This is a genomic window from Mannheimia haemolytica, from assembly GCF_004342115.1.
Classification (GTDB): domain Bacteria; phylum Pseudomonadota; class Gammaproteobacteria; order Enterobacterales; family Pasteurellaceae; genus Mannheimia; species Mannheimia haemolytica.
The window spans coordinates 93,367-113,671 of sequence record NZ_SMAC01000001.1; the positions used below are offsets into that span (position 1 = coordinate 93,367).

The 20,305-nt window shown below is 40.7% G+C and carries 25 protein-coding genes; 9 read left to right on the forward strand and 16 right to left on the reverse strand.

The window, feature by feature from the left end:
• Positions 1–26: 26 nt before the first annotated feature.
• From EDC41_RS00465 to coaBC, 10 genes are all read right to left on the reverse strand, one after another.
• Positions 27–788, reverse strand: coding sequence for a biotin--[acetyl-CoA-carboxylase] ligase (locus EDC41_RS00465; protein ID WP_006251453.1), 762 nt, complete (start codon positions 786–788; stop codon positions 27–29).
• 11 nt (positions 789–799) lie between these two features.
• Positions 800–1,831 (reverse strand): UDP-N-acetylmuramate dehydrogenase, encoded by a 1,032-nt coding sequence (murB, locus tag EDC41_RS00470; protein WP_006251452.1) that lies wholly within the window; start codon positions 1,829–1,831, stop codon positions 800–802.
• A 103-nt stretch (positions 1,832–1,934) separates the two neighbouring features.
• Positions 1,935–2,609, reverse strand: a complete 675-nt coding sequence (gene crp, locus EDC41_RS00475; RefSeq protein ID WP_006251451.1) for a cAMP-activated global transcriptional regulator CRP — start codon at positions 2,607–2,609, stop codon at positions 1,935–1,937.
• A gap of 61 nt (positions 2,610–2,670) precedes the next feature.
• Positions 2,671–2,889, reverse strand: a complete 219-nt coding sequence (locus tag EDC41_RS00480) for a YheU family protein (RefSeq protein WP_006248722.1) — start codon at positions 2,887–2,889, stop codon at positions 2,671–2,673.
• A 2-nt stretch (positions 2,890–2,891) separates the two neighbouring features.
• Positions 2,892–3,497 carry a nucleoid occlusion factor SlmA gene (slmA, locus tag EDC41_RS00485; protein WP_006253253.1) on the reverse strand — a complete coding sequence of 202 codons (606 nt, stop codon included), beginning with the start codon at positions 3,495–3,497 and terminating at the stop codon, positions 2,892–2,894.
• An 11-nt stretch (positions 3,498–3,508) separates the two neighbouring features.
• Positions 3,509–3,964, reverse strand: coding sequence for a dUTP diphosphatase (gene dut / locus EDC41_RS00490; protein ID WP_006251449.1), 456 nt, complete (start codon positions 3,962–3,964; stop codon positions 3,509–3,511).
• A gap of 33 nt (positions 3,965–3,997) precedes the next feature.
• A complete protein-coding gene (locus EDC41_RS00495; protein WP_006248719.1) occupies positions 3,998–4,837 on the reverse strand; it encodes a glycosyltransferase family 8 protein in 840 nt (279 codons plus the stop codon).
• Positions 4,824–4,997, reverse strand: a complete 174-nt coding sequence (locus EDC41_RS00500; RefSeq protein WP_226318173.1) for a DUF1016 N-terminal domain-containing protein — start codon at positions 4,995–4,997, stop codon at positions 4,824–4,826. Before EDC41_RS00500 ends, EDC41_RS00495 begins: the two co-directional genes overlap by 14 nt.
• A gap of 5 nt (positions 4,998–5,002) precedes the next feature.
• Positions 5,003–5,320: an SH3 domain-containing protein gene (locus tag EDC41_RS00505; RefSeq protein WP_006248717.1), complete on the reverse strand. Its 318-nt coding sequence runs from the start codon at positions 5,318–5,320 to the stop codon at positions 5,003–5,005.
• Positions 5,320–6,522: a bifunctional phosphopantothenoylcysteine decarboxylase/phosphopantothenate--cysteine ligase CoaBC gene (gene coaBC / locus EDC41_RS00510; RefSeq protein WP_006248716.1), complete on the reverse strand. Its 1,203-nt coding sequence runs from the start codon at positions 6,520–6,522 to the stop codon at positions 5,320–5,322. The genes EDC41_RS00505 and coaBC overlap by 1 nt, the downstream gene beginning before the upstream one ends.
• A 161-nt stretch (positions 6,523–6,683) precedes the next feature.
• Here coaBC and radC point away from each other — a divergent pair, with 161 nt between their 5' ends.
• From radC to rpmG, 3 genes are all read left to right on the forward strand, one after another.
• The gene (gene radC / locus EDC41_RS00515; RefSeq protein WP_020831064.1) at positions 6,684–7,409 is read left to right on the forward strand and encodes a RadC family protein; all 726 of its coding nucleotides are present in this window, start codon (positions 6,684–6,686) and stop codon (positions 7,407–7,409) included.
• Between the two features lie 230 nt (positions 7,410–7,639).
• The gene (rpmB, locus tag EDC41_RS00520) at positions 7,640–7,876 is read left to right on the forward strand and encodes a 50S ribosomal protein L28 (RefSeq protein ID WP_006251446.1); all 237 of its coding nucleotides are present in this window, start codon (positions 7,640–7,642) and stop codon (positions 7,874–7,876) included.
• Between the two features lie 11 nt (positions 7,877–7,887).
• A complete protein-coding gene (gene rpmG / locus EDC41_RS00525; protein ID WP_005613503.1) occupies positions 7,888–8,058 on the forward strand; it encodes a 50S ribosomal protein L33 in 171 nt (56 codons plus the stop codon).
• An 80-nt stretch (positions 8,059–8,138) separates the two neighbouring features.
• Here rpmG and EDC41_RS00530 read toward each other — a convergent pair whose 3' ends face one another.
• The 5 genes from EDC41_RS00530 to pdxA form a co-directional block, all read right to left on the reverse strand.
• Positions 8,139–8,894, reverse strand: a complete 756-nt coding sequence (locus tag EDC41_RS00530; protein WP_006248713.1) for a DeoR/GlpR family DNA-binding transcription regulator — start codon at positions 8,892–8,894, stop codon at positions 8,139–8,141.
• Positions 8,895–9,001: 107 nt separating this feature from the next.
• Positions 9,002–10,036: a four-carbon acid sugar kinase family protein gene (locus tag EDC41_RS13980; protein ID WP_006251445.1), complete on the reverse strand. Its 1,035-nt coding sequence runs from the start codon at positions 10,034–10,036 to the stop codon at positions 9,002–9,004.
• Positions 10,017–10,208: a four-carbon acid sugar kinase family protein gene (locus EDC41_RS13985; RefSeq protein ID WP_006253252.1), complete on the reverse strand. Its 192-nt coding sequence runs from the start codon at positions 10,206–10,208 to the stop codon at positions 10,017–10,019. Before EDC41_RS13985 ends, EDC41_RS13980 begins: the two co-directional genes overlap by 20 nt.
• Positions 10,205–11,203 (reverse strand): 2-keto-3-deoxygluconate permease, encoded by a 999-nt coding sequence (locus tag EDC41_RS00540; protein ID WP_006248711.1) that lies wholly within the window; start codon positions 11,201–11,203, stop codon positions 10,205–10,207. Before EDC41_RS00540 ends, EDC41_RS13985 begins: the two co-directional genes overlap by 4 nt.
• Before the next feature lie 10 nt (positions 11,204–11,213).
• The gene (gene pdxA / locus EDC41_RS00545) at positions 11,214–12,215 is read right to left on the reverse strand and encodes a 4-hydroxythreonine-4-phosphate dehydrogenase PdxA (RefSeq protein ID WP_006248710.1); all 1,002 of its coding nucleotides are present in this window, start codon (positions 12,213–12,215) and stop codon (positions 11,214–11,216) included.
• Positions 12,216–12,648: 433 nt separating this feature from the next.
• Between pdxA and EDC41_RS00550 the strand changes: the two genes are divergently transcribed.
• The 3 genes from EDC41_RS00550 to EDC41_RS00560 all read left to right on the forward strand — a co-directional run bounded on the left by EDC41_RS00550 (position 12,649) and on the right by EDC41_RS00560 (position 16,109).
• On the forward strand, positions 12,649–14,013 hold the full coding sequence (locus tag EDC41_RS00550; protein WP_006251441.1) for a diaminobutyrate--2-oxoglutarate transaminase: 1,365 nt from the start codon (positions 12,649–12,651) through the stop codon (positions 14,011–14,013).
• A gap of 89 nt (positions 14,014–14,102) precedes the next feature.
• On the forward strand, positions 14,103–15,638 hold the full coding sequence (gene ddc, locus EDC41_RS00555; protein ID WP_006251440.1) for an L-2,4-diaminobutyrate decarboxylase: 1,536 nt from the start codon (positions 14,103–14,105) through the stop codon (positions 15,636–15,638).
• A 102-nt stretch (positions 15,639–15,740) separates the two neighbouring features.
• Positions 15,741–16,109 carry a YgiW/YdeI family stress tolerance OB fold protein gene (locus tag EDC41_RS00560; protein WP_006251439.1) on the forward strand — a complete coding sequence of 123 codons (369 nt, stop codon included), beginning with the start codon at positions 15,741–15,743 and terminating at the stop codon, positions 16,107–16,109.
• Positions 16,110–16,183: 74 nt separating this feature from the next.
• Here the strand turns inward: EDC41_RS00560 and EDC41_RS00565 are convergent, their stop codons facing one another.
• Complete coding sequence (locus EDC41_RS00565; protein WP_006248703.1) at positions 16,184–16,771, reverse strand: NAD(P)H-dependent oxidoreductase; 588 nt, start codon at positions 16,769–16,771, stop codon at positions 16,184–16,186.
• Positions 16,772–16,946: 175 nt separating this feature from the next.
• Between EDC41_RS00565 and napF the strand changes: the two genes are divergently transcribed.
• The 3 genes from napF to napA are packed head-to-tail and all read left to right on the forward strand — an operon-like array spanning position 16,947 to position 20,291.
• Positions 16,947–17,495, forward strand: a complete 549-nt coding sequence (napF, locus tag EDC41_RS00570; protein WP_006248702.1) for a ferredoxin-type protein NapF — start codon at positions 16,947–16,949, stop codon at positions 17,493–17,495.
• Positions 17,488–17,754 carry a chaperone NapD gene (locus EDC41_RS00575; protein ID WP_006248701.1) on the forward strand — a complete coding sequence of 89 codons (267 nt, stop codon included), beginning with the start codon at positions 17,488–17,490 and terminating at the stop codon, positions 17,752–17,754. Before napF ends, EDC41_RS00575 begins: the two co-directional genes overlap by 8 nt.
• A gap of 38 nt (positions 17,755–17,792) precedes the next feature.
• Positions 17,793–20,291: a nitrate reductase catalytic subunit NapA gene (gene napA, locus EDC41_RS00580; RefSeq protein WP_006251437.1), complete on the forward strand. Its 2,499-nt coding sequence runs from the start codon at positions 17,793–17,795 to the stop codon at positions 20,289–20,291.
• The last annotated feature ends 14 nt before the right edge of the window (positions 20,292–20,305 follow it).

Consider the following 20,305-nt stretch of genomic DNA (forward strand, 5'->3'; position numbering starts at 1 on the left):
AATAAAATCCGACCGCTTGTAGAGGGTTAATCCGCCCTTAGTGAAATTTCACCGATGCCGAAATAGCGGAGGTTGTCGCCCTGTTTTAGAATGAGTTCGCCCTGCTCGTTAATGCCTTGCGAAATGCCGTGGATTTCTTCGGCTTCGGTAATGAGCTTAACCGCTTTATGGCGGAAAAGGTCGAAACTTTGCCAGCGTTCGGCATAATGAGCGAAGCCGACAAGCGGATAAATTTTGAGATTTTTTTGCAATTCATAGGCTAAACGGCAAACCAATTCGTTGCGGTTGAAATGATATTGCGATAAATCTGCCCACGCTTGCGTCACAATATTTTCATCCACTTTTGCCATTCCTAGGTTCAGCCCAATGCCGATAACCACATCTAAACCATTGCGATTGGCTTGGGTTTCCAACAAAATGCCCCCCATTTTTTTGCCTTGGTAATAAATGTCATTCGGCCATTTAATTTGAATATCTTTTACATTTTGAGCAGTAAGGCTTTCCGCAATGATCAAGGCTACCACTAAACTTAAGGGCGGTAAATCTGCCGCCTGCTCCATCGGGTAATGCCATAAAATCGAGAAATAGAGATTTTCACTCTCGGGCGAATACCAAGTTCGACCTCGTCTGCCACGTCCGGCAGTTTGTTTTTCAGCGAGGCAAACCGTGCCGTTTTCCAAACGTTGGTGATGAGTGAGCAAATATTCATTGGTTGAATCAATTTCATCGAACACAACGGCTTGCCCGCAAATTAACGCATTTTGGATTTGAGCTTGGTTAAGTTTCATTATGTCCCCACTTAGCGAGTGATTTTTTCGCTATCGACCTCGCCGTTCTTGCCGATAAAACGCACTTCAGGCTGAATTTCTACCCCAAATTTTTCTCTCACTCTCTGGCGAACGGTTTTGGCTAACGCCAAAACATCTTGCCCTGTTGCATTTTCTTTGTTAATCAGCACTAAGGCTTGCTGGGTATGTACCGCCGCTCCGCCAATTTGTAAGCCTTTCAGCCCGGTTTGGTCAATCAACCAACCTGCGGCTAATTTTACCGAACCATTAGCTTGAGGATAGTGAGGAATGGTTGGGAATTTGGTTTGTATTGGTGCAAATTGTTCGTTTGAAATCACCGGATTTTTAAAAAAGCTGCCGGCATTGCCAAATTCATCAGGGTTAGGCAATTTTGAGGAGCGAACCGCACAAACTTCATCAAAAATCTGTTTTGGCGTAACGGTTTCCGGATTGAGTTGGGCTAATGATCCGTAACTTAGCACCGGTTTCCACGCTTTGGCTAGCTTTAAGCCTACCGAGATAATCGCAAATTCATCACGGTATTGGTGTTTAAACACACTTTCACGGTAGCCAAATTCGCACTCGGATTTGGATAGCTTAAAGCGTTCGCCGGAACGTAAATTTAACACTTCCACGAAATCACACAGCTGTTCAAATTCCACCCCGTAAGCCCCAATATTTTGAATTGGAGCAGAGCCGGCGACACCCGGAATTAACGCCAGATTTTCAATGCCGGCAATATTGTGTGCCAACGTCCATTTAACCAATTCGTGCCAGTTTTCCCCACCTTGAACGTGCAAATAGTGGAAATGTTCGTCTTCGTGGTGCGTAATCCCTTTGAGTTTATTTACTAACACCACACCGTCAAAATCCTCTAAAAACAAAACGTTAGAGCCTTGCCCGAGAATCAAGATTGGCAGTTGAGCGTTAAAGGCTTTTTGCCATTCGCTCAATAGCTGTTCGACTGTGGTAAATTCAATAATTTGGGTCGCTTTTGCAGGCAAATGGAAAGTGTGAAAAGGGGTTAAGCTATGTTTCATCATCAAATTAGTTAGTTAAGAAGTGGAAATAACAAGCGGTGATATTTTTACAAAATTTTGCAATTAAGATTTTGGGCAGGCACAGGATCTGCCCCTACATTCAGAATTACCTTGCCCCATATACCACAATGGTTTTGCCGTGAGCAGAAATTAAGCCTTCGTCTTCCAACATTTTCATAATGCGTCCAACGGTTTCACGGGAACAACCGACCATTTGCCCGATTTCTTGGCGGGTAATTTTGATCTGCATACCTTCCGGGTGAGTCATTGCATCCGGCATTTTAGCTAAGTTGAGCAAGGTTTGAGCAATGCGACCGGCAACGTCTAAAAAGGCAAGATTACCGACTTGGCGTGAAGTTTGACGTAAACGGCGAGCCATTTGTGCCGATAAATACATTAAAATATCGGGGTTTAAATGGACTAGTTGTTTGAATTTTTTATAGGAAATTTCCGCAATTTCACAAGGATCTTTAGTGCGGACGTAAGCGGTACGTTGTTGGACTTTTTCTTCAAATAAACTTAATTCACCGACAAACTCACCTGTGCCTAAGTTAGTTAAGAGCATCTCTTTGGTTTCATCATCTTTGATGTAAACCGACACTGAGCCATTCACGATGTAGAAAAGTGATTCTGCATCTTCACCGGCGTGAATGAGTGTATATTTCGCCGGATAACGATGGATATGACAATGGGTTAAAAACCACTCCACCGCAGGGTCGTGAATAGAGGGCGGAGGAGTTACATTTTCCAGAGGAGCTGTTGAAAGTGTCATATCTTGCATAGTATTTCCTATAACTCTTATACTAGGTTAAATTTTTAGAATTTTAACACGAAATTAAAGGTTAGCCTAAAAAAGATTTTTTGTCTTTAATATCAAGGCTTTCGTGTAATTCCGACCAAACAATCACCACTTTATCTGCCTTAAGTTGTGTGAGTAATCGTTCTCTTTTTTCTGCCAGAGAAAGTTCCCTTTCCCCGTAGTCTGTGCCTTCTCGTAAAATGAAGGAATCTAAAATATTATGTAAGGTTGATTCTTCGAGTTCTTGCCAAGGTATAATCATAATTAATCAAATAAAGGCTTAATAAATGCCCACTGTTTTTCAAAATGTTGGTGTTGGTTATAGCTGAAATTAGAACGAACCAAGCGTAAAAATTGCCCTTCGCAGAAATTCACTAAATAACCGGCTAAGGCTCTTTCGTCTTCAAAGCTCTTGCGTTCACGCAGTTTACTAAGTTGCAAAATATTGGCAAATTGTAACTCCAAGTTATCAAAGAATTTTGCCACTCGAGCTTTGAGCAGCTCCTCTTCAAACATCAAGGCGTGTCCGGTCAGGATGCGGGTAACGCCCGGGTTTTTGCGAGCAAATTCTAAAATCACATATAAAATTGCTCGCACCGAATTGGCACTGCTGTCTTGGCGTTTATTGGCGTGAATATAGCTGGTGAGGGTCTGCTCGATTTTCTCGATTAACGCTTCAAACATCTTGGTTTTACTTGGGAAATAGCGATACAACGCCCCCTCCGACACCCCCACCGCAGTGGCTAAACGCTCGGTAGTGATACGCTGCATTCCCTCTTCAGAATTTAACAAGCTGATTAACACTTCCAACACTTGTTGGCGGCGTTCCACCACTGATTTTTTCGGCATTTTAATTTTAGGTTCTGTCATTGCCAATCCTATTATTGCTTACCTGAATGCCCAAAACCGCCTTCGCCACGGTCGGTCTGCTCAAACTCTTGCACAATGTTAAAACTTGCCTGCACCACCGGCACAAAGACTAACTGAGCAATACGGTCGCCCACGTTCACGGTAAAATCAGCTTGGCTACGGTTCCAAAGCGACACTTTCAGCTCGCCTTGGTAATCGCTATCGATCAAGCCGATTAAGTTGCCTAGCACGATCCCGTTTTTATGCCCTAAACCTGATCTTGGTAAGATCACCGCCGCCAAATTCGGATCGGCGATATAAATTGAAATCCCCGTTGGGATCAACACCGTTTCACCCGCTTTTACCGTCAGCGGCTCGTTGAGCATCGCCCGTAGATCCAAGCCTGCCGAGCCTTCGGTCGCATACGCAGGTAATGGAAATTCATTGCCGATACGGCTATCTAAAATTTTTAAATCAATTTGTTTCATTCTTTTTCCTTTTTGTAAATTTTTAAAACTATATTATTCAGTTATAAAAGGTTTTAATTGTATCGTTCCAAGTGGAAGTTCAGTCAATATTTCCCAGCTTGTGTTGTGGTAAAATCGAAATAAACTTGCAACGTTTTCAACGTAGCTTGAATTAAATTTACCTTCTAATGGCTTTATTCCTCCAGTAAAATGAATTATATGTGGAATATAATTTGGCGAAATTTTTTGCTGGGCAATATCATCTAATAAATGTTCTGTCTGATAATTATATTTTCGATCTAACTCAATCCAATTATATTGAAAGCAGTAATTAAGAATATCTTGATCCCCAAATGGTAAATTTTCTTTAAATCTCTCAGTAAGCTGTATAAATGGTTGCTTACTAAAATGCTTTGCATTTAGATAAAATACACCAGCATTGAAATAGTTTTTGTAAATATAGGGATGATTTTTTAGTTTGTTTACATAAGGATCAGCAATTGCAGCAATACTTCCAAAAGAAAAATCTAGGTTTGTAAATGGATCCGTAATATTTCCATTAACCACAAGATCGCAATCTAAATAAATCCAATATGGGCTATCGCTGTGTTCAAATAGTTCTTCAATATAATATCGTAGGTAAGTTGAATTAGTAATATAGCCGTTGGAGTTAAAATTTGCTAAATTATTTGAATCTAAATAGCCAAGTCTTAATGTGGAATATCTATTTTCTAAATAGGGGCGTAATGTTTCTATCCAGTGGTGAGAAATATCGCCAGTACTCAATATAAAAATAGATAAATGATTATGATGAGCTAATAGTGATTTTAAGGCAATCTCTAAATATGGCAGGTAGTTTTTATCTGCTGAAAATACAATATTATACTTTTTCATTTTGATCTTTGACCATATTTTTCTCTTCTTGCACAATTCGTTCACCGATTTTCCAATAGGCTTCGACCATTGCCGAATTCACGGCTTGATACGCCTTTTGGCGAGCAGATAAAAGAATATGTTTAATGTCGTTGATATACTGATTTGACGTAAGTTGCATAATTTTCATCCTATTACCCTTAAGATTTCACAAGGTAGCCAGCCAATTTCGTTTTCTCTTTTGACAATTGCCCATTGGTAATGTAGTTCAAGGAATTCTACTCTCTCGCCTTGTGCTGCAACAAGTTCCGTTGGGTTATAATCGCATATCAATTTATCTTCGCTAATAAAATGGCTTGGCACAAAGGTTTTCCAACCGTCAATTTCACAGGCAAACCAGTTTGGGTAGTTTACACATTCACTCCCTAATCGAACGGCAGTACCAGCTGAGAATGTAGGAAATTTCCCTTCGCCTTGATGAAAATGGCTAACCAGTAATTTCATTATTTTTCTCGATAATGTTTTACAATTTCCTGTACCAAACTTTCTGCCAATTTGCTTTTATCCGCCAGAGGAAGCGTTTTTTCACCATTTTTCCAGAACAAATGCAACGCATTTTGATCCTGCCCGAACACTTGTCCGCCTGAGACATCATTGGCACAAATCATATCCAGATTTTTGCGTTCGAGTTTCGATTTAGCGTACTCCGCCACATTTTGCGTTTCTGCGGCAAAACCAACCACAAAAGGGCGATTTTCGGCAAGATTGGCGACGTTAGCGATAATATCGGGGTTTTTTACCAATTTTAGCGTGAGTTCATCATTGGCATCGGTTTTCTTAATTTTTTGGTCAGAGACTGCCGCCATTCGGTAATCGGCAACCGCTGCACAGCCAATAAAAATCGCAGATTTTTGGGCAAATTTGACCGCTTGTTGCTCCATCTCAACCGCAGATTCCACATTAATTCGTTCCACATTTTTCGGCGTTGGTAAATTCACCGGACCGCTAATCAACGTAACCTTTGCTCCACGTTCGGCAAAGGCATTAGCAATCGCGTAGCCCATTTTGCCGGAGCTGTGGTTGCTGATATAACGCACAGGGTCAATTGCCTCACGAGTCGGTCCGGCGGTAATGGTTACATTTAAGCCCTCTAAATCTTGATTGTTGGAGAAATGAGCCAACACCGCTTGGTAAATTTCTTCAGGCTCAGACATTCTGCCAGCCCCCACATCACCACAGGCTTGGAAGCCACTATTCGGGCCGATGAGCTGAACGCCACGATTGACTAAAACAGACAGATTTTCTTGCACCGCAATCTGTTTGTACATTTGTTGATTCATTGCCGGTGCAAGCAAAATCGGGCTTGCAGTCGCAAGGCAGAGAGTGGAAAGTAAATCGTTGCCCATTCCCATACGCAGGCGAGCAATAAAATCGGCACTTGCCGGGGCGATAACGATTAAATCCGCCCATTTTGCCAGCTCAATATGCCCCATCGCCAGTTCGGCTTGTGGGTCGAGTAGTGAAGTGGAAACCGCATTGCCGGAAATCGCTTGTAAGGTCAAAGGCGTTACAAAGGCTTCTGCTGCTGGGGTTAGCACTACACGCACTTCCGCATTTGCCTTTTTTAAGTGGCGGATAAATTCAATGGTTTTGTAGGCTGCAATCCCACCGGAAATGCCGACTAAAATTTTTTTGTTTTGTAACATCTTTACTATCCTTAAAGCGTGGATTTATTTTGCATATTTTAGCGGAATAAGGAGTTGCTCACAACTTCACTATTTTTGCGATCTTGCTCGAAAAATTGAATAAATCCCTTTGTCTGCAAAGGTTGGCTCTTTTATGCTTAACTAAATTGATGGAGGAAAAAATGAACGATTTTTTTGATGAAGATTCTCAAGAGCCAACAATGATGCCGCGTGAGAAATTATTAACACAGGGGGCAGCCTCATTAACCGATGCCGAATTATTAGCGATATTTTTACGGACTGGTACGAAAGCTGTGCCTGTGCTGGCATTGGCAGAGAGTGTGTTGATGGCATTTGGCTCGTTACGCCAATTACTGAATGCAAATATTGATGATTTTTGCAAAATTTACGGTTTAGGCAAAACCAAATACATTCAGTTACAAGCCTCTAAAGAGATGACCAAACGCTATCTGGCTCAACAAATGGAATTTAGCGAGATGATTCAAGCCCCTTATATGGCGATTATGTATTTCCAAACCGAGTTGGAGGAAGAAGAACGGGAAGTTTTTATGGTGCTGTTTTTGGACAACCAAAACCGATTGATTTATAAAGAAAAAATGTTCTTCGGCACCATTAATCAAACTGCTGTTCACCCCCGAGAAATTATTAAAAGAGCGTTAAAATATAATGCCGCGGCGATTATTGTGGCTCATAATCACCCCTCAGGTTCTTGTCTGCCGAGTGAGTCGGACAGAAGTTTAACTAAAAAGATCGAAATGGCGTGCGAATTGGTTGATATTCGCTTTGTGGATCATATTATTGTCGGCAAAGGGGACTATTTTTCGTTCGAGGAAGAGAAATTAGAGATGAAGGAGCATTCATTTTTGCAAATTTCTGATAGAAAATGACCGCTTGCTTTATGTAACCTTTAACATTTCTCCTGAAACAGTAAAAGATACGCATATAAATTCTACTTGAATATAACAAATGAAATCGGTATAATCGGCAGTCTTTATTACATAGACTGGGTCGGGTTAATGCCTGACGAGGCAATCAAAATCGGAGGGGTTGGTTGAGCAACGCCTTTTGTGAGATCTCCCGAACCATTTTTAAGCTTAAAATTATTGGAGAAATTCAAATGTCAAGAGTTTGCCAAGTAACCGGCAAGCGTCCAGCAGTTGGTAACAACCGCTCACACGCAATGAATGCGACTAAACGTCGTTTCTTACCAAACCTTCACACTCACCGTTTCTGGGTTGAGAGCGAAAACCGTTTCGTAACCTTACGTTTAACTGCGAAAGGTATGCGTATTATTGATAAAAAAGGCATTGATGCAGTATTAGCTGAAATCCGTGCTCGTGGCGAAAAAATCTAAGGAGCTAAAAAATGGCAGCTAAAGGCGCTCGTGAGAAAATCCGTTTAGTTTCTACAGCAGAAACTGGTCACTTCTACACAACAGATAAAAACAAACGTAATATGCCTGAAAAAATGGAAATCAAAAAATTTGATCCAGTTGTGCGTAAACACGTTATCTACAAAGAAGCAAAAATTAAATAATTTTGTTTTAAGATTTAAAACCCAGCGAATGCTGGGTTTTTCATATACAAAAAATTAGTGAAAAAAGACCGCTTGTATGATTAAACTAATGATAGCTTAAAATCATTACTTGACAAGGCTTGGCTATATTCAATAGGTAGTCCTTTATCTGTGATAATTTGTGTAAAGTTATCGAGTTGAGTTGCACGAAATAAAGAGTATTTTCCATATTTGCTGCTATCGGCAACCAGTACTTTTTGTTTGGCGTTTTGTTGGAGCATTCTTTTTAAATTAGCTTTCTCTTCTGTAGGTGCTGTAACTCCTTTTTCTAAGCTCCAAGAATTACAGCTCACAAAAGCAATATCAGGATTAATATTTTCTAATAAAGTTAAACTATGATTACCAATACAAGATTGACTACTATTATCTACTCGTCCCCCTGTAATAATTAATTCTATTTGCTTATATTCAGAGAGTAATAAAGCAATATGTAGATCAGTTGTAATCACTCGAAGTGGCATATGAGCGATTTTTTTCGCAATGCATAGCGTTGTAGTGCCAGCATCTAATAAAATAGAATTTCCCGGTGAAATAAGCGAAACGGCATATTCAGCTATGCGTTCTTTTTCGACAATTTGCTTAAATTGCTTCTCATTTGTTGTTGGTTGAAACGGTATAAATTGGTTTAAGCTGACCCCTCCGTGTGTGCGAATCACGACGCCTTCTTCATCTAATTTTATTAAATCACGGCGGATAGTTGCAGGAGAAGCCTCAGTCACTTTTACCAGTTGCTCTACGGTAGCAATATTGTGGTTTTTTAGGAATAGTAAAATTTGTTCTAGACGGTTTTTAGACATATAAACTCTCTAATTTTTAACTGCTTTTACTATAAGTAATTTTTTAAAAATAAGATAGTTAAAATTAAAGAACCTAAAACATTGTTGCTTTAGGTTCTTTGTTGTTACTAGTTCATTATATTGCTTAAGAGTGTGTTGTTTCCAAATCCTCCAGATTTAGTCATTACAGTGATGCCTGAGTAGTTGCCCTTTTCAATGGAGCATAAAGGAACGCCCGGTACTACCGCATATTGTACATTCATCTCTGTTACATTCATTTGATCTAATAATGCTGCTGCACCATCTCCACCAAATAATATAAGGCTATCAAATTTTTCATTATCAAGGCAGAATTTACTTAAATCAGCTAAATGTTGAGAAATTTCTTTAGAAGTTTCCGTGATATTGGCAGATTTTGCATTTACAACTTTTGCAGGGTTTGCCCGAATAATAACATGATCTCTACTAAAACGTATTAGAGCGTTTAATTGTAGTTTCAGTGAATGTTCTGATTGCGAGTAGTTAATCAACTGTGAAGGCGAAGGATTAAATACAATAGATTTTCCTCCTAAAGTTGAAATATATTCATCAACTTGCAGTTGGCTTGTTTCGTGAATTGAGGTTACGACAATTAATGCTCTACCTAATTTAAGATTTCGCTCTGGTTGTTGTTGATTTTGGATATTTTTCAACTTCTGTGCCAATCCGGCTGAGCCAACAGGAATAATTTTATTACCTATGTGATTTATGACTTGGGCAATCATTGAGAGATCTTCGTGCGTTTTAGCATCAATAACGATCTGTTTATATTCACTATTTTCAATAGATGCCTGCAAATTATCGACCGTATCACACGGGATTACTTGAGCATCAGGCAATAGTTTTTGCATAGAAGATGAATGCACAGGGCAGATAGGATCTTTTCCTGAAGCAGTTTCATTTACAGGAACACCATTAACATATAAATGACCAGCTTCTATAGTTCTTCCCATTTCTGGATATGCAGGACAAATAATTGCTTTAACATCGGGATATAAACCAGCCCAAGCTTTAATAGCACCTTCAATCTGATATTTAACAGAGCCTCTCATTGTGGAATCAATTTTAAGGTAAATTTGCCCGATACTATTTTGAATAGCATTGCTAATTGCAATTCTCTCCAATTGCTCTTGAATCTGTAGAAACAGAAATTACTTGGGCTTTATCAGGATGAATTTGGGCTAATGCCGAAACTTTAGTTTTTAAGACAGTGTCAAATCCTGATTCAGCAAACATAACCGCGGTATCATTTGCACCAGTAAGGCCATCAGCAATAACTAAGAGTGTCTCTTTCATAGATTTTCTCCTTTTATAGTGTCTTGTTCTAAGCCACCTTGACGTTTTAAAACCCACGCTGCAAATAATGGAGCTAAGATTGCTGAAACTAATACAGCTGCGGCAATCTGTGCAGTCGCAGTTTGAACAAAAGGTGCTAATGTAGGGTCTGCTTGAGCAACAATTTCAGGTGTAATAATGGCATTTCCAGCAGTAGTTCCTGCTGCAAACCCGATTCCTGATTGATTACCACGTCTTAAAATTGTTTTGTAACCGATAAATACAAGAAAACCTGTAAAGAGAGAAGCTACGATACCTAAAATAATTCCTGTTGCTCCTCCAGTAATAATAGATTGCAGATTGATTCCTGTTCCTAATGCAAAAGCAAAGAAAGGAATGACTATTGCACCTGTTGGTTTCATTAACTCTGTCCATTTAGGATCTAAGTTACCAATAACCATACCAATAATAAGAGGAATAACAGCTGCAAGCATTAATGAAAGAGGAATATCTGCTAATCCTGATACACCTAAAAATAGTAAAACAAAGAAAGGTCCATCATTAACAGCCGAAGCGACATAAGCTCCTTTATCTCTATAATCACCATATTTCCCTGTAAACGCTAACCAAATACCACCATTTGAATTTGCAACAACAGTTAGCATAGCTAATAAAGAAACGCCCATAACACCATCATTACCTACCCATAATCCTAAAATCACAACTAAAAGAGCGGGAATAATAGTTTTAAATAGTAATACAACACCGGTATGGGCAAGTACAGGTCCAGAACTTCTCACGGTAATTTGCATACCTGTAGCGAAAATTAATAGTGCAATAAGTGGTCCTGCTGATGATTTGAATAAAGCCGTCGTAAATGAACCTAAATTTAAAAATTCAGGAAAGAATGTACCAATAATAGAACCAAGAATTAGCGGTATTACCATTGCACCGCCAGGAATTTTATTCATACCATCATATATCGGGACGATGGATTTAGATGTTTGAGTAGACATATTAATCTCCTTAGTGTGTCGCATATTTGATATTTGCCATTTTTGCACCCAAATAGAGTGCTTCAGTCATACTACGACTATCTGCTGTTCCTTTGCCTGCTATTGGGAAAGCAGTTCCGTGATCGACAGATGTTCGAATAAATGGAAGACCGACAGTAACGTTTACACCTGTATCAAAGCCTAATAATTTGATAGGGATATGCCCTTGATCGTGATACATCACAACAACAATATCGAATTCATTTAGGTTAGCTGCACGGTGAAATAAAGTATCCGGAGGGACAGGCCCTGTAACATTAAACCCTTTGGCTTGAGCCTCTTGAATTGCGGGAACAATTTCTTTTTGATCTTCATCGCCAAACATTCCATTTTCACCTGAATGAGGATTTAAACCAGCGACTGCAATACGAGGTTCTTTAAACCCAAGAATGCGAGCATTTTCTTCTGCTAAATCAATAACTGTAGCAACTCGTTCTTTGGTAATTAAATCACAGGCTTTACGAAGTTGGACGTGAGTAGTAACGTGAATAACATTGAGTTTTTCACTGGTTAGCATCATTGAGTAATCTTTAGTATTACTGAGGGTTGCAAGGATCTCTGTATGGCCAGGAAATGGTTTACCACCTGCGTGTAGGGCTTCTTTATTCAGTGGTGCTGTAACAATAGCGTGGATTTTTCCTCCCATTGCTAAATTAACTGCCTCTTCAATATATTCATAAGCTGCTTTTCCAGCACGCGGATCAACTTGAGCAAAAGGCAAATCTTCAGGCAGGTTATTCAAATCTAAAATATCAATAACGCCATATTCGGCTACAAAGTTATCTAGATTATTGAGAATTCTTAATTTCAATTCTGAATGAACAATAGGTAAGGCTCGTTGTATAATTTTTCGATCACCGATCACAACAGGGTGTGCTAACTCATAAATCCGTTGATTAGCTAATGCTTTAATAATAACTTCTGGTCCGATACCGGCGGCATCTCCCATCGTAATTCCCAATATAGGTTTCATATTTACTCCTTGATTGAAATTAATCATTTTGAACGAAGTATAGCTTATATAAAATCATAAAAGTGTGATAAACATCACAAAAGTGATCTTTTTTAATCTTATTGATTTAATTTAATCAATTTTAAGGTGGTAAATTGGATAGGGTATGAAAGTGAAAGGCATTTATTGCTAGATAAAAGCTTCCCTTTTCAATAAAAAAGAGTATCATACGCTCTCTTAAACGTAACCCTACATTTAAGTCTGTTTCCAACCTATCCCAATTTCTTTATTCCTTAGGGGCATATAGGGTAAAAACAAAAAAGCTGAAACGCTTTTTTTAATAAGTAGCGAGTCAAATGCCCCATGGCATCTATTCTTTTAGGAATAGAAAGCTTAGGCTTTCCGCAAGGCACCCGACTTATTTTTTTCACCTCTTGTAGAAGGTTTATTTTCAATGACAATTAAAACTCCTATTCAAGCCGTTCTTGCTTCAAACCAATATTTTTTAGATCGCCAAGATGCAATGGAATCAAACGTGCGTAGCTACCCACGTAAATTACCTTTTGCTTACCAAAAAGCACAAGGCGTTTGGGTAACTGATGTTGAAGGCAATGAATACCTCGATTTCCTAGCAGGTGCAGGAACGCTTGCATTAGGTCATAACCACCCTAAATTAATCCAAGCAGTTAAAGATGTATTAGACAGTGGTTTACCTTTACACTCGTTAGATATTACGACTCCGTTAAAAGATGCTTTTACGGAAGAATTACTCTCTTTCTTTCCAAAAGATAAATATATCCTCCAATTTACTGGCCCGTCTGGTGCAGATGCTAACGAAGCGGCAATTAAATTAGCCAAAACCTACACTGGTCGTGGCAACGTAATTGCTTTCTCCGGTGGTTTCCACGGAATGACCCATGGTGCGTTATCGCTCACCGGTAATTTAAGTGCGAAAAATGCAGTACAAGGCTTAATGCCGGGCGTACAGTTTATGCCTTATCCGCACGAATACCGCTGTCCGTTTGGCATTGGTGGCGAAGCCGGTGCAAAAGCAGTTGAACATTATTTTGAGAACTTTATTGAAGATGTTGAAAGTGGTGTGGTAAAACCGGCAGCGGTGATCCTTGAAGCCATTCAAGGTGAAGGCGGTGTGGTTCCGGCTCCAATCAGCTTCTTACAAAAAGTGCGTGAAGTCACTCAAAAACACGGCATCTTAATGATTGTGGACGAAGTTCAAGCTGGTTTCTGCCGTTCAGGGAAAATGTTTGCCTTTGAACACGCAGGCATTGAGCCGGATATCGTAGTAATGTCAAAAGCGATTGGTGGTAGCTTACCGCTTGCGGTATTAGCGATCAAAAAAGAGTTTGACGCTTGGCAACCGGCAGGTCATACCGGTACATTCCGTGGTAACCAATTAGCAATGGCAACCGGCTATGTATCGCTTAAAATTATGTGTGAAGAGAATTTAGCGAAAAACGCACAAGAGCGTGGCGAATACTTAACTAACGCATTACGTGAATTAAGCAAAGAATTACCTTGTATTGGCAATGTGCGTGGTAAAGGCTTAATGATGGGAATTGATATTGTTGATGAACGTCAGCCAAAAGATGCAACAGGTGCATACCCGCGTGATTGCGATTTAGCCGTTGCAATTCAAAAATACTGCTTTAAAAACAAATTGTTATTAGAGCGTGGCGGACGTGGCGGTAATGTGGTGCGTGTTCTTTGTGCCGTGAATATTACCCAAGCAGAATGTGAAGAGTTTATTAAACGCTTTAAACAATCTGTTGCTGAAGCAGTGAAAGCGGTGCGTGGTTAATAGTTAGAATGGTAGGGGCGAAACATTTTTCGCCCTAATGTAAAAAGGGGCGAATATTTATTCGCCCCTACACCAATAGGATAGAAATAATGTCAAACCTAGAAAAACACAGACAATCCCTGTTTTGTAGCGATCCAAAATCGATTGCGGATTATGAATCGGCAATGAATAACGCTGTGAAAGCGGTTTCAGACTGGCTGAAAGAAGAAAAAATGTACACCGGTGGCTCAATTAAAGAGTTGCGTGCCAAAATCAACGGTTTTAACCCAACCCAAGCTGGTGTGGGCGTGCAAAAATCACAGGAGCATTTGGTGGAAATTTTCTTAAAGCCAAGCCTCAAAGTTCACCACCCTCATTCTTTGGCCCACTTACATTGCCCGACAATGGTAACCAGCCAAATTGCAGAAGTGTTAATTAATGCCACCAACCAATCAATGGACTCTTGGGATCAAAGCCCGGCAGGTTCGATTATGGAAGAGCATTTAATTGACTGGTTACGTCAAAAAGTCGGCTATGGCAAAGGAACTTCAGGAGTCTTTACCTCAGGTGGTACGCAATCAAACCTGATGGGCGTATTATTGGCTCGTGACTGGGCGATAGCGAACCATTGGAAAAAGGCAGACGGTTCAGAGTGGTCGGTGCAAGCCGACGGTATTCCTGCCGATGCAATGCAAAAAGTGAAAGTGGTTTGTTCCGAAAACGCTCACTTCTCGGTGCAGAAAAATATGGCAATGATGGGAATGGGTTTCCAATCGGTAGTGACTGTACCGTCAAATGCCAATGCACAAATGGACGTTGAAGCTCTTGCGAAAACGTTGGCGGATTTAAAAGCCGAAGGCAAAATTGTGGCTTGTATCGTCGCAACCGCAGGGACGACCGATGCCGGTGCGATTGATGATTTAAAAGCGATCCGTAAATTAGCCGATGAACATCAGGCTTGGGTTCACGTTGATGCTGCTTGGGGTGGTGCATTATTACTGTCGAAAGATTTCCGCCACTTCTTAGACGGCATTGAATTAACCGATTCCATTACCCTTGATTTCCACAAGCATTTCTTCCAATCAATTTCGTGTGGGGCATTCTTGCTAAAAGATGAAGCGAATTACCGCTTTATTGATTACAAGGCAGACTACCTGAATTCAGAATATGACGAAGAACACGGCGTGCCGAATTTAGTGTCAAAATCATTGCAAACTACCCGCCGTTTTGATGCGTTAAAATTATGGTTTACCGTTGAAGCCTTGGGTGAGGAGCTATACGCTTCAATGATCGACCACGGGGTTTATCTTTCTAAAGAAGTGGAAGCCTACATTAATGCCACCGATGGCTTGGAAATGTTAGTGCCGGCACAATTTGCCTCAGTCTTATTCCGTGTCGTACCACAAGGTTACCCGGCAGAATTTGTGGATACCTTAAACCAAAATGTGGCAGATGAGTTATTTGCTCGTGGCGAAGCTAACATTGGTGTGACCAAAGTCGGTGAGCATCAATCACTGAAAATGACTACTTTAAGCCCGATTGCAACGCTTGAAAACGTAAGAGCATTATTAGCTCAGGTGTTGGCAGAAGCAGATCGGATTAAAGATTCGATTGTAAATGGAACTTATGTTCCGCCAATTGATTAAACTGCGTTAAAAATAAAAAGGTGTTTTCGACATTTATTTGTGTTTTAATGTTTGCATTCGGTAGTCTTTATCGAATGCAAATTTTTTTAACAAGGAGTTTTTATGAAAAAAGTTCTGGGTTTAACATTGATGGCAATGGCGTTATCGGCGTGTAATTCAACTGCTTCCAACGGTTCTTCACAAGCAAATACAGGTGTTGCACCGGCGAATGTGATTAGCGTGAAACAGGCGTTAGCGGCAGCAGATGACAGCTACGTGACGGTAGAAGGCACACTCTTAAACAAAGTCGGTGACGAAACTTACTTATTTAAAGATGCGACAGGGCAAATCCGTGTTGAGATTGACGATGAAGTATGGGCAGGTCAGCACGTTGGTAGCAAAGGCAATAAAGTCCGTTTATACGGAGAGATTGACAAAGGTTTCAATAAAACCGAGTTAGATGTTAAAACACTCACTGTAATCAAACCTTAATTTGGTTCCCCGCCTTGTTTGGCGGGGTTTTTACGTTAATTAATCAAACCATCCTTTTGCAAAAAAACGCAAAATTATACCGCTTGTTCCTTCAATATTGTGCTACAAGATGCTGTGATTTGCTGCAAAATAGCGGTGTAATCAGTCTCTTTTAAACCAATATTACCGAAATAGTGCATTTTTACATCACGAATCCCACAGAACTCAAACAGCCCTTTTCCCAGCGTATGTTCAAATGCTGCTAAAAAGCCTTTTCGTTCATATTTTTCATTGGAATTACCGAGCGTTACAAATTGTTGCATTTTTTTGCCGGTCAGCAAGCCGATACTTTCAATTTCCCCGTTACGATAGGCAAAATCATAACTTAACACCCTGTCTAAATAGCCTTTTAAAATTGCCGGAAAGCCCATCCACCAAAGCGGATAAATTAACGTAATCACATCAGCTTCAAGCCAATATTGATGCTCAATTGCCACATCTGCTTCATAGTGTTTACTGAGTGTGCCTTGAAATTCCGCCCAGTCTAATATCGGCTTGAAGTTGAGTTGGTAGAGATCTCGTACAACCACCTTATTTGGAACGGAAGCTGCTATCGTTTTTTCCAAAATCGCATGGTTAAAGCTGGAGGGATTCGGGTGTGCGTAAATAATCAGGTGATTCATAGCGTTTTCCTTTACTGTGTCGAGGCAGCTACTAGAAGATTTTAGCGAAACTTTCTTTGATGAAAATCAATATTTTGGCGAATATACCGGCAAATACCCCGTTTGAGGAATGAACGGTTTTAAGTGAACATTAGATAATTTAGCCTATTATAGTGATGAGTAAAAAGGTGTTTTCTTGACTGATTATCCTAATCAATCACTTCCTCGCCGTAGCTTTTTGCGAGGGCAATTTTTAGACTCGTTAAAAAGCCAAAAAGTCAGTCAGCAAGGGTATGAGCCGATTCGTCCGCCTTGGGCTAATTTAGCAAATTTTTTAGAAAAATGCACCGCTTGCGGTAACTGCATTCAGGCTTGCGAAACCCAGATTATTGTAAAAGGTGCTGCGGGCTACCCTGAAATTGATTTTAGCCGTGGTGAATGCACTTTTTGTGAAAAATGTGTGCATTCTTGCGAGGCAGAGGTATTCCGAGCAGTTTCAGAACAGCCTTGGAGCCATAAAATTGAGATTCAAGCCGGCTGTTTATTAAAGCTCGGAACGGAATGCCGAAGCTGTGGCGATAGCTGTGAGATGAGAGTGATTCGTTTCCGCCCGAGTTTAGGCGGCATTGCCGAAATGGTATTAAATTTGGAAAGCTGTAATGGCTGTGGGGCTTGTTTGAGCGTTTGTCCGACAAGTGCGATAAAAATTCAGCCATTACAAACACAGGCAAACAGAGATGAGTGAAAAATTATCCGAACAGGAAAACTGGTATGTGTGCAGTCTCGTGGTGCAAGCAAAACCGGAAAAATTGGAAGAAGTAAAAGCCGAGATTCTGAAGATTCCTCATACCGAAATTCACGGTGAGAAAACAGATGAAGGCAAATTGGTCGTGACGATTGAAAGCAATGTGCATTTAGCCCTTTCCGATCGAATCGATCAAGTAAGAGATATTAAAGGCGTGATTGTGGTGTCTTTAATTTCTAATTACATTGATGAACAGTGATTAATGATTATTTTTGAAGCCAAACGTGGGACATAGTTATGGAACTCAATCGTAGAGATTTTATGAAAGCGAACGCCGCTGTGGCAGCTGCTGCAGCCGCAGGAATTATGATTCCTGTGAAAAACGTTCAGGCAGATGACACCGGTATTCGTTGGGATAAAGCCCCTTGTCGTTACTGTGGTACAGGTTGTAGCGTGCTAGTCGGTACTAAAGACGGTAAAGTAGTGGCAACCCAAGGTGACCCGGATGCAGAAGTAAACCGTGGTTTAAACTGTATTAAAGGTTATTTCTTATCCAAAATGATGTACGGTGCAGACCGTATGCAAGAGCCAATGTTGCGTATGAAAGACGGTAAGTTCGACAAGAACGGCGATTTCACGCCGGTTTCTTGGGATCAAGCCTTTAGCATTATGGCGGAGAAGATTAAAACCACTATTAAAAATGACGGCCCGAATGCTGTAGGTATGTTCTCATCAGGTCAAACAACCATTTTTGAAGGTTATGCGAAAGTGAAACTTTGGAAAGGTGGTTTCCGTTCAAATACGATTGACCCGAATGCCCGCCACTGTATGGCGTCCGCTGCGGTTGCCTTTATGCGTACCTTTGGTATGGACGAGCCGATGGGCTGCTATAACGACATCGAAAAAACCGATGCGTTCGTGCTTTGGGGTTCAAATATGGCAGAAATGCACCCGATTTTATGGTCTCGTATTTCTGATCGCCGTTTATCAGACAATAAAGTGAAAGTGGTGGTAATGTCTACTTACGAACACCGTTCGTTTGAATTAGCCGATACACCGATTATCTTCAAACCACACTCAGATTTAGCAATCTTAAACTACATTGCTAACTACATTATCCAAAACGATAAAGTAAACTGGGATTTTGTTAACAAACACACCAAATTTAAACGTGGTGAAACCAATATCGGTTACGGTTTACGCCCTGAACACAAATTACAACAAAATACCAATGCGAAAACCGCCGGTAAAATGTATGACAGCGATTTTGAAGAGTTTAAGAAAATCGTTGCCCCTTATACATTAGAAGAAGTACACCGTATTTCCGGTGTGCCGAAAGATCAGCTTGAAACATTAGCAAAATTATATGCAGATCCTAACCAAAAATTAGTGTCGTTCTGGACGATGGGCTTTAACCAACATACCCGTGGTGTGTGGGTAAACCATATGATGTACAACGTCCATTTATTAACCGGTAAGATTGCGTTAGAAGGTTGCGGACCATTCTCACTCACCGGCCAGCCGTCAGCTTGTGGTACTGCCCGTGAAGTGGGTACATTTATTCACCGTTTACCGGCAGATATGGTGGTTACGAATCCGAAACACCGTGAGATTGTAGAGAAATCGTGGAAATTACCGGCTGGAGCAATTCCTGATGTACCGGGCTTCCACGCTACAGCACAAAGCCGTGCCTTAAAAGACGGTAAAATGAAATTCTTATGGCAGATGTGTACCAACAATATGCAGGGTGGCCCGAATATCAATGAAGAGATTTTCCCGGGCTGGCGTAACCCTGAAACCTTTATTGTGGTTTCAGATCCGTACCCATCTGTTTCAGCAGTGGCAGCCGACTTAATTCTTCCAACCTGCATGTGGGTGGAAAAAGAAGGGGCTTACGGTAACGCAGAACGCCGTACCCAATTCTGGCGTCAGCAAGTGAAAGGACCGGCAAATGCCCGCTCGGATACTTGGCAGTTAGTGGAGTTCTCTAAATACTTTAAAGTAGAAGAAGTATGGCCGGAAGAGTTATTAGCCAAAGCACCTGAATTGCGTGGTAAAACACTATATGAAATCCTTTATCGCAACGGCAAAGTAGATAGCTACCAAGTGCCAACCAACATTCCGGGCTATATGAATGATGAAGCCGAACACTTCGGTTACTACATTCAAAAAGGCTTATTTGAAGAGTATGCGGAATTTGGACGTGGTCACGGTCACGATTTAGCCGACTTTGACACCTACCACAAAGTACGTGGTTTACGTTGGCCGGTAGTAAAAGACGAGAAAACCGGCGAATACAAAGAAACTTTATGGCGTTACCGTGAAGGCTATGACCCATACGTTAAAGCGGGTGAAGAAGTGGCATTCTATGGCAATGCGGACAAAAAAGCAGTGATTTTAGGTGTGCCATACGAGCCACCTGCGGAAGCACCGGACGAAGAATATGACTTATGGTTCTGTACCGGTCGAGTGTTAGAGCATTGGCACACCGGTACTATGACCCGTCGAGTACCGGAGTTACACAAAGCATTCCCAACCAACTTAGTTTGGATGCACCCAAATGATGCGAAAAAACGTGGCTTACGTCATGGTGATAAAGTGAAAGTGATTTCACGCCGTGGTGAATATGTTTCTAACTTAGATACCCGTGGACGCAATAAATGTCCGGAAGGTTTGATTTACTCGACTTTCTTCGATGCCGGTCAGTTAATCAACAAAGTGACACTTGATGCGACTGATCCAATTTCATTTGAAACCGACTTCAAAAAATGTGCGGTTAAAGTGGTGAAAGCTTAATTGTAGGGGCAAAT

Coding starts and splice junctions, on each gene's coding strand:
- EDC41_RS00505 (WP_006248717.1), bottom strand. CDS start 5,320: ATGAAATTACTGGTTAGCCATTTTCATCAAGGCGAAGGGAAATTTCCT.
- rpmG (WP_005613503.1), top strand. CDS start 7,888: ATGGCAGCTAAAGGCGCTCGTGAGAAAATCCGTTTAGTTTCTACAGCA.
- EDC41_RS00540 (WP_006248711.1), bottom strand. CDS start 11,203: ATGTCTACTCAAACATCTAAATCCATCGTCCCGATATATGATGGTATG.
- slmA (WP_006253253.1), bottom strand. CDS start 3,497: ATGACAGAACCTAAAATTAAAATGCCGAAAAAATCAGTGGTGGAACGC.
- crp (WP_006251451.1), bottom strand. CDS start 2,609: ATGCAAGATATGACACTTTCAACAGCTCCTCTGGAAAATGTAACTCCT.
- coaBC (WP_006248716.1), bottom strand. CDS start 6,522: ATGTTACAAAACAAAAAAATTTTAGTCGGCATTTCCGGTGGGATTGCA.
- EDC41_RS00495 (WP_006248719.1), bottom strand. CDS start 4,837: ATGAAAAAGTATAATATTGTATTTTCAGCAGATAAAAACTACCTGCCA.
- rpmB (WP_006251446.1), top strand. CDS start 7,640: ATGTCAAGAGTTTGCCAAGTAACCGGCAAGCGTCCAGCAGTTGGTAAC.
- EDC41_RS00530 (WP_006248713.1), bottom strand. CDS start 8,894: ATGTCTAAAAACCGTCTAGAACAAATTTTACTATTCCTAAAAAACCAC.
- pdxA (WP_006248710.1), bottom strand. CDS start 12,215: ATGAAACCTATATTGGGAATTACGATGGGAGATGCCGCCGGTATCGGA.
- EDC41_RS00465 (WP_006251453.1), bottom strand. CDS start 788: ATGAAACTTAACCAAGCTCAAATCCAAAATGCGTTAATTTGCGGGCAA.
- murB (WP_006251452.1), bottom strand. CDS start 1,831: ATGATGAAACATAGCTTAACCCCTTTTCACACTTTCCATTTGCCTGCA.
- EDC41_RS00565 (WP_006248703.1), bottom strand. CDS start 16,771: ATGAATCACCTGATTATTTACGCACACCCGAATCCCTCCAGCTTTAAC.
- EDC41_RS00575 (WP_006248701.1), top strand. CDS start 17,488: ATGAGTGAAAAATTATCCGAACAGGAAAACTGGTATGTGTGCAGTCTC.
- EDC41_RS00500 (WP_226318173.1), bottom strand. CDS start 4,997: ATGCAACTTACGTCAAATCAGTATATCAACGACATTAAACATATTCTT.
- EDC41_RS13985 (WP_006253252.1), bottom strand. CDS start 10,208: ATGAAAGAGACACTCTTAGTTATTGCTGATGGCCTTACTGGTGCAAAT.
- EDC41_RS00560 (WP_006251439.1), top strand. CDS start 15,741: ATGAAAAAAGTTCTGGGTTTAACATTGATGGCAATGGCGTTATCGGCG.
- ddc (WP_006251440.1), top strand. CDS start 14,103: ATGTCAAACCTAGAAAAACACAGACAATCCCTGTTTTGTAGCGATCCA.
- EDC41_RS00480 (WP_006248722.1), bottom strand. CDS start 2,889: ATGATTATACCTTGGCAAGAACTCGAAGAATCAACCTTACATAATATT.
- napA (WP_006251437.1), top strand. CDS start 17,793: ATGGAACTCAATCGTAGAGATTTTATGAAAGCGAACGCCGCTGTGGCA.
- dut (WP_006251449.1), bottom strand. CDS start 3,964: ATGAAACAAATTGATTTAAAAATTTTAGATAGCCGTATCGGCAATGAA.
- EDC41_RS00550 (WP_006251441.1), top strand. CDS start 12,649: ATGACAATTAAAACTCCTATTCAAGCCGTTCTTGCTTCAAACCAATAT.
- radC (WP_020831064.1), top strand. CDS start 6,684: ATGAACGATTTTTTTGATGAAGATTCTCAAGAGCCAACAATGATGCCG.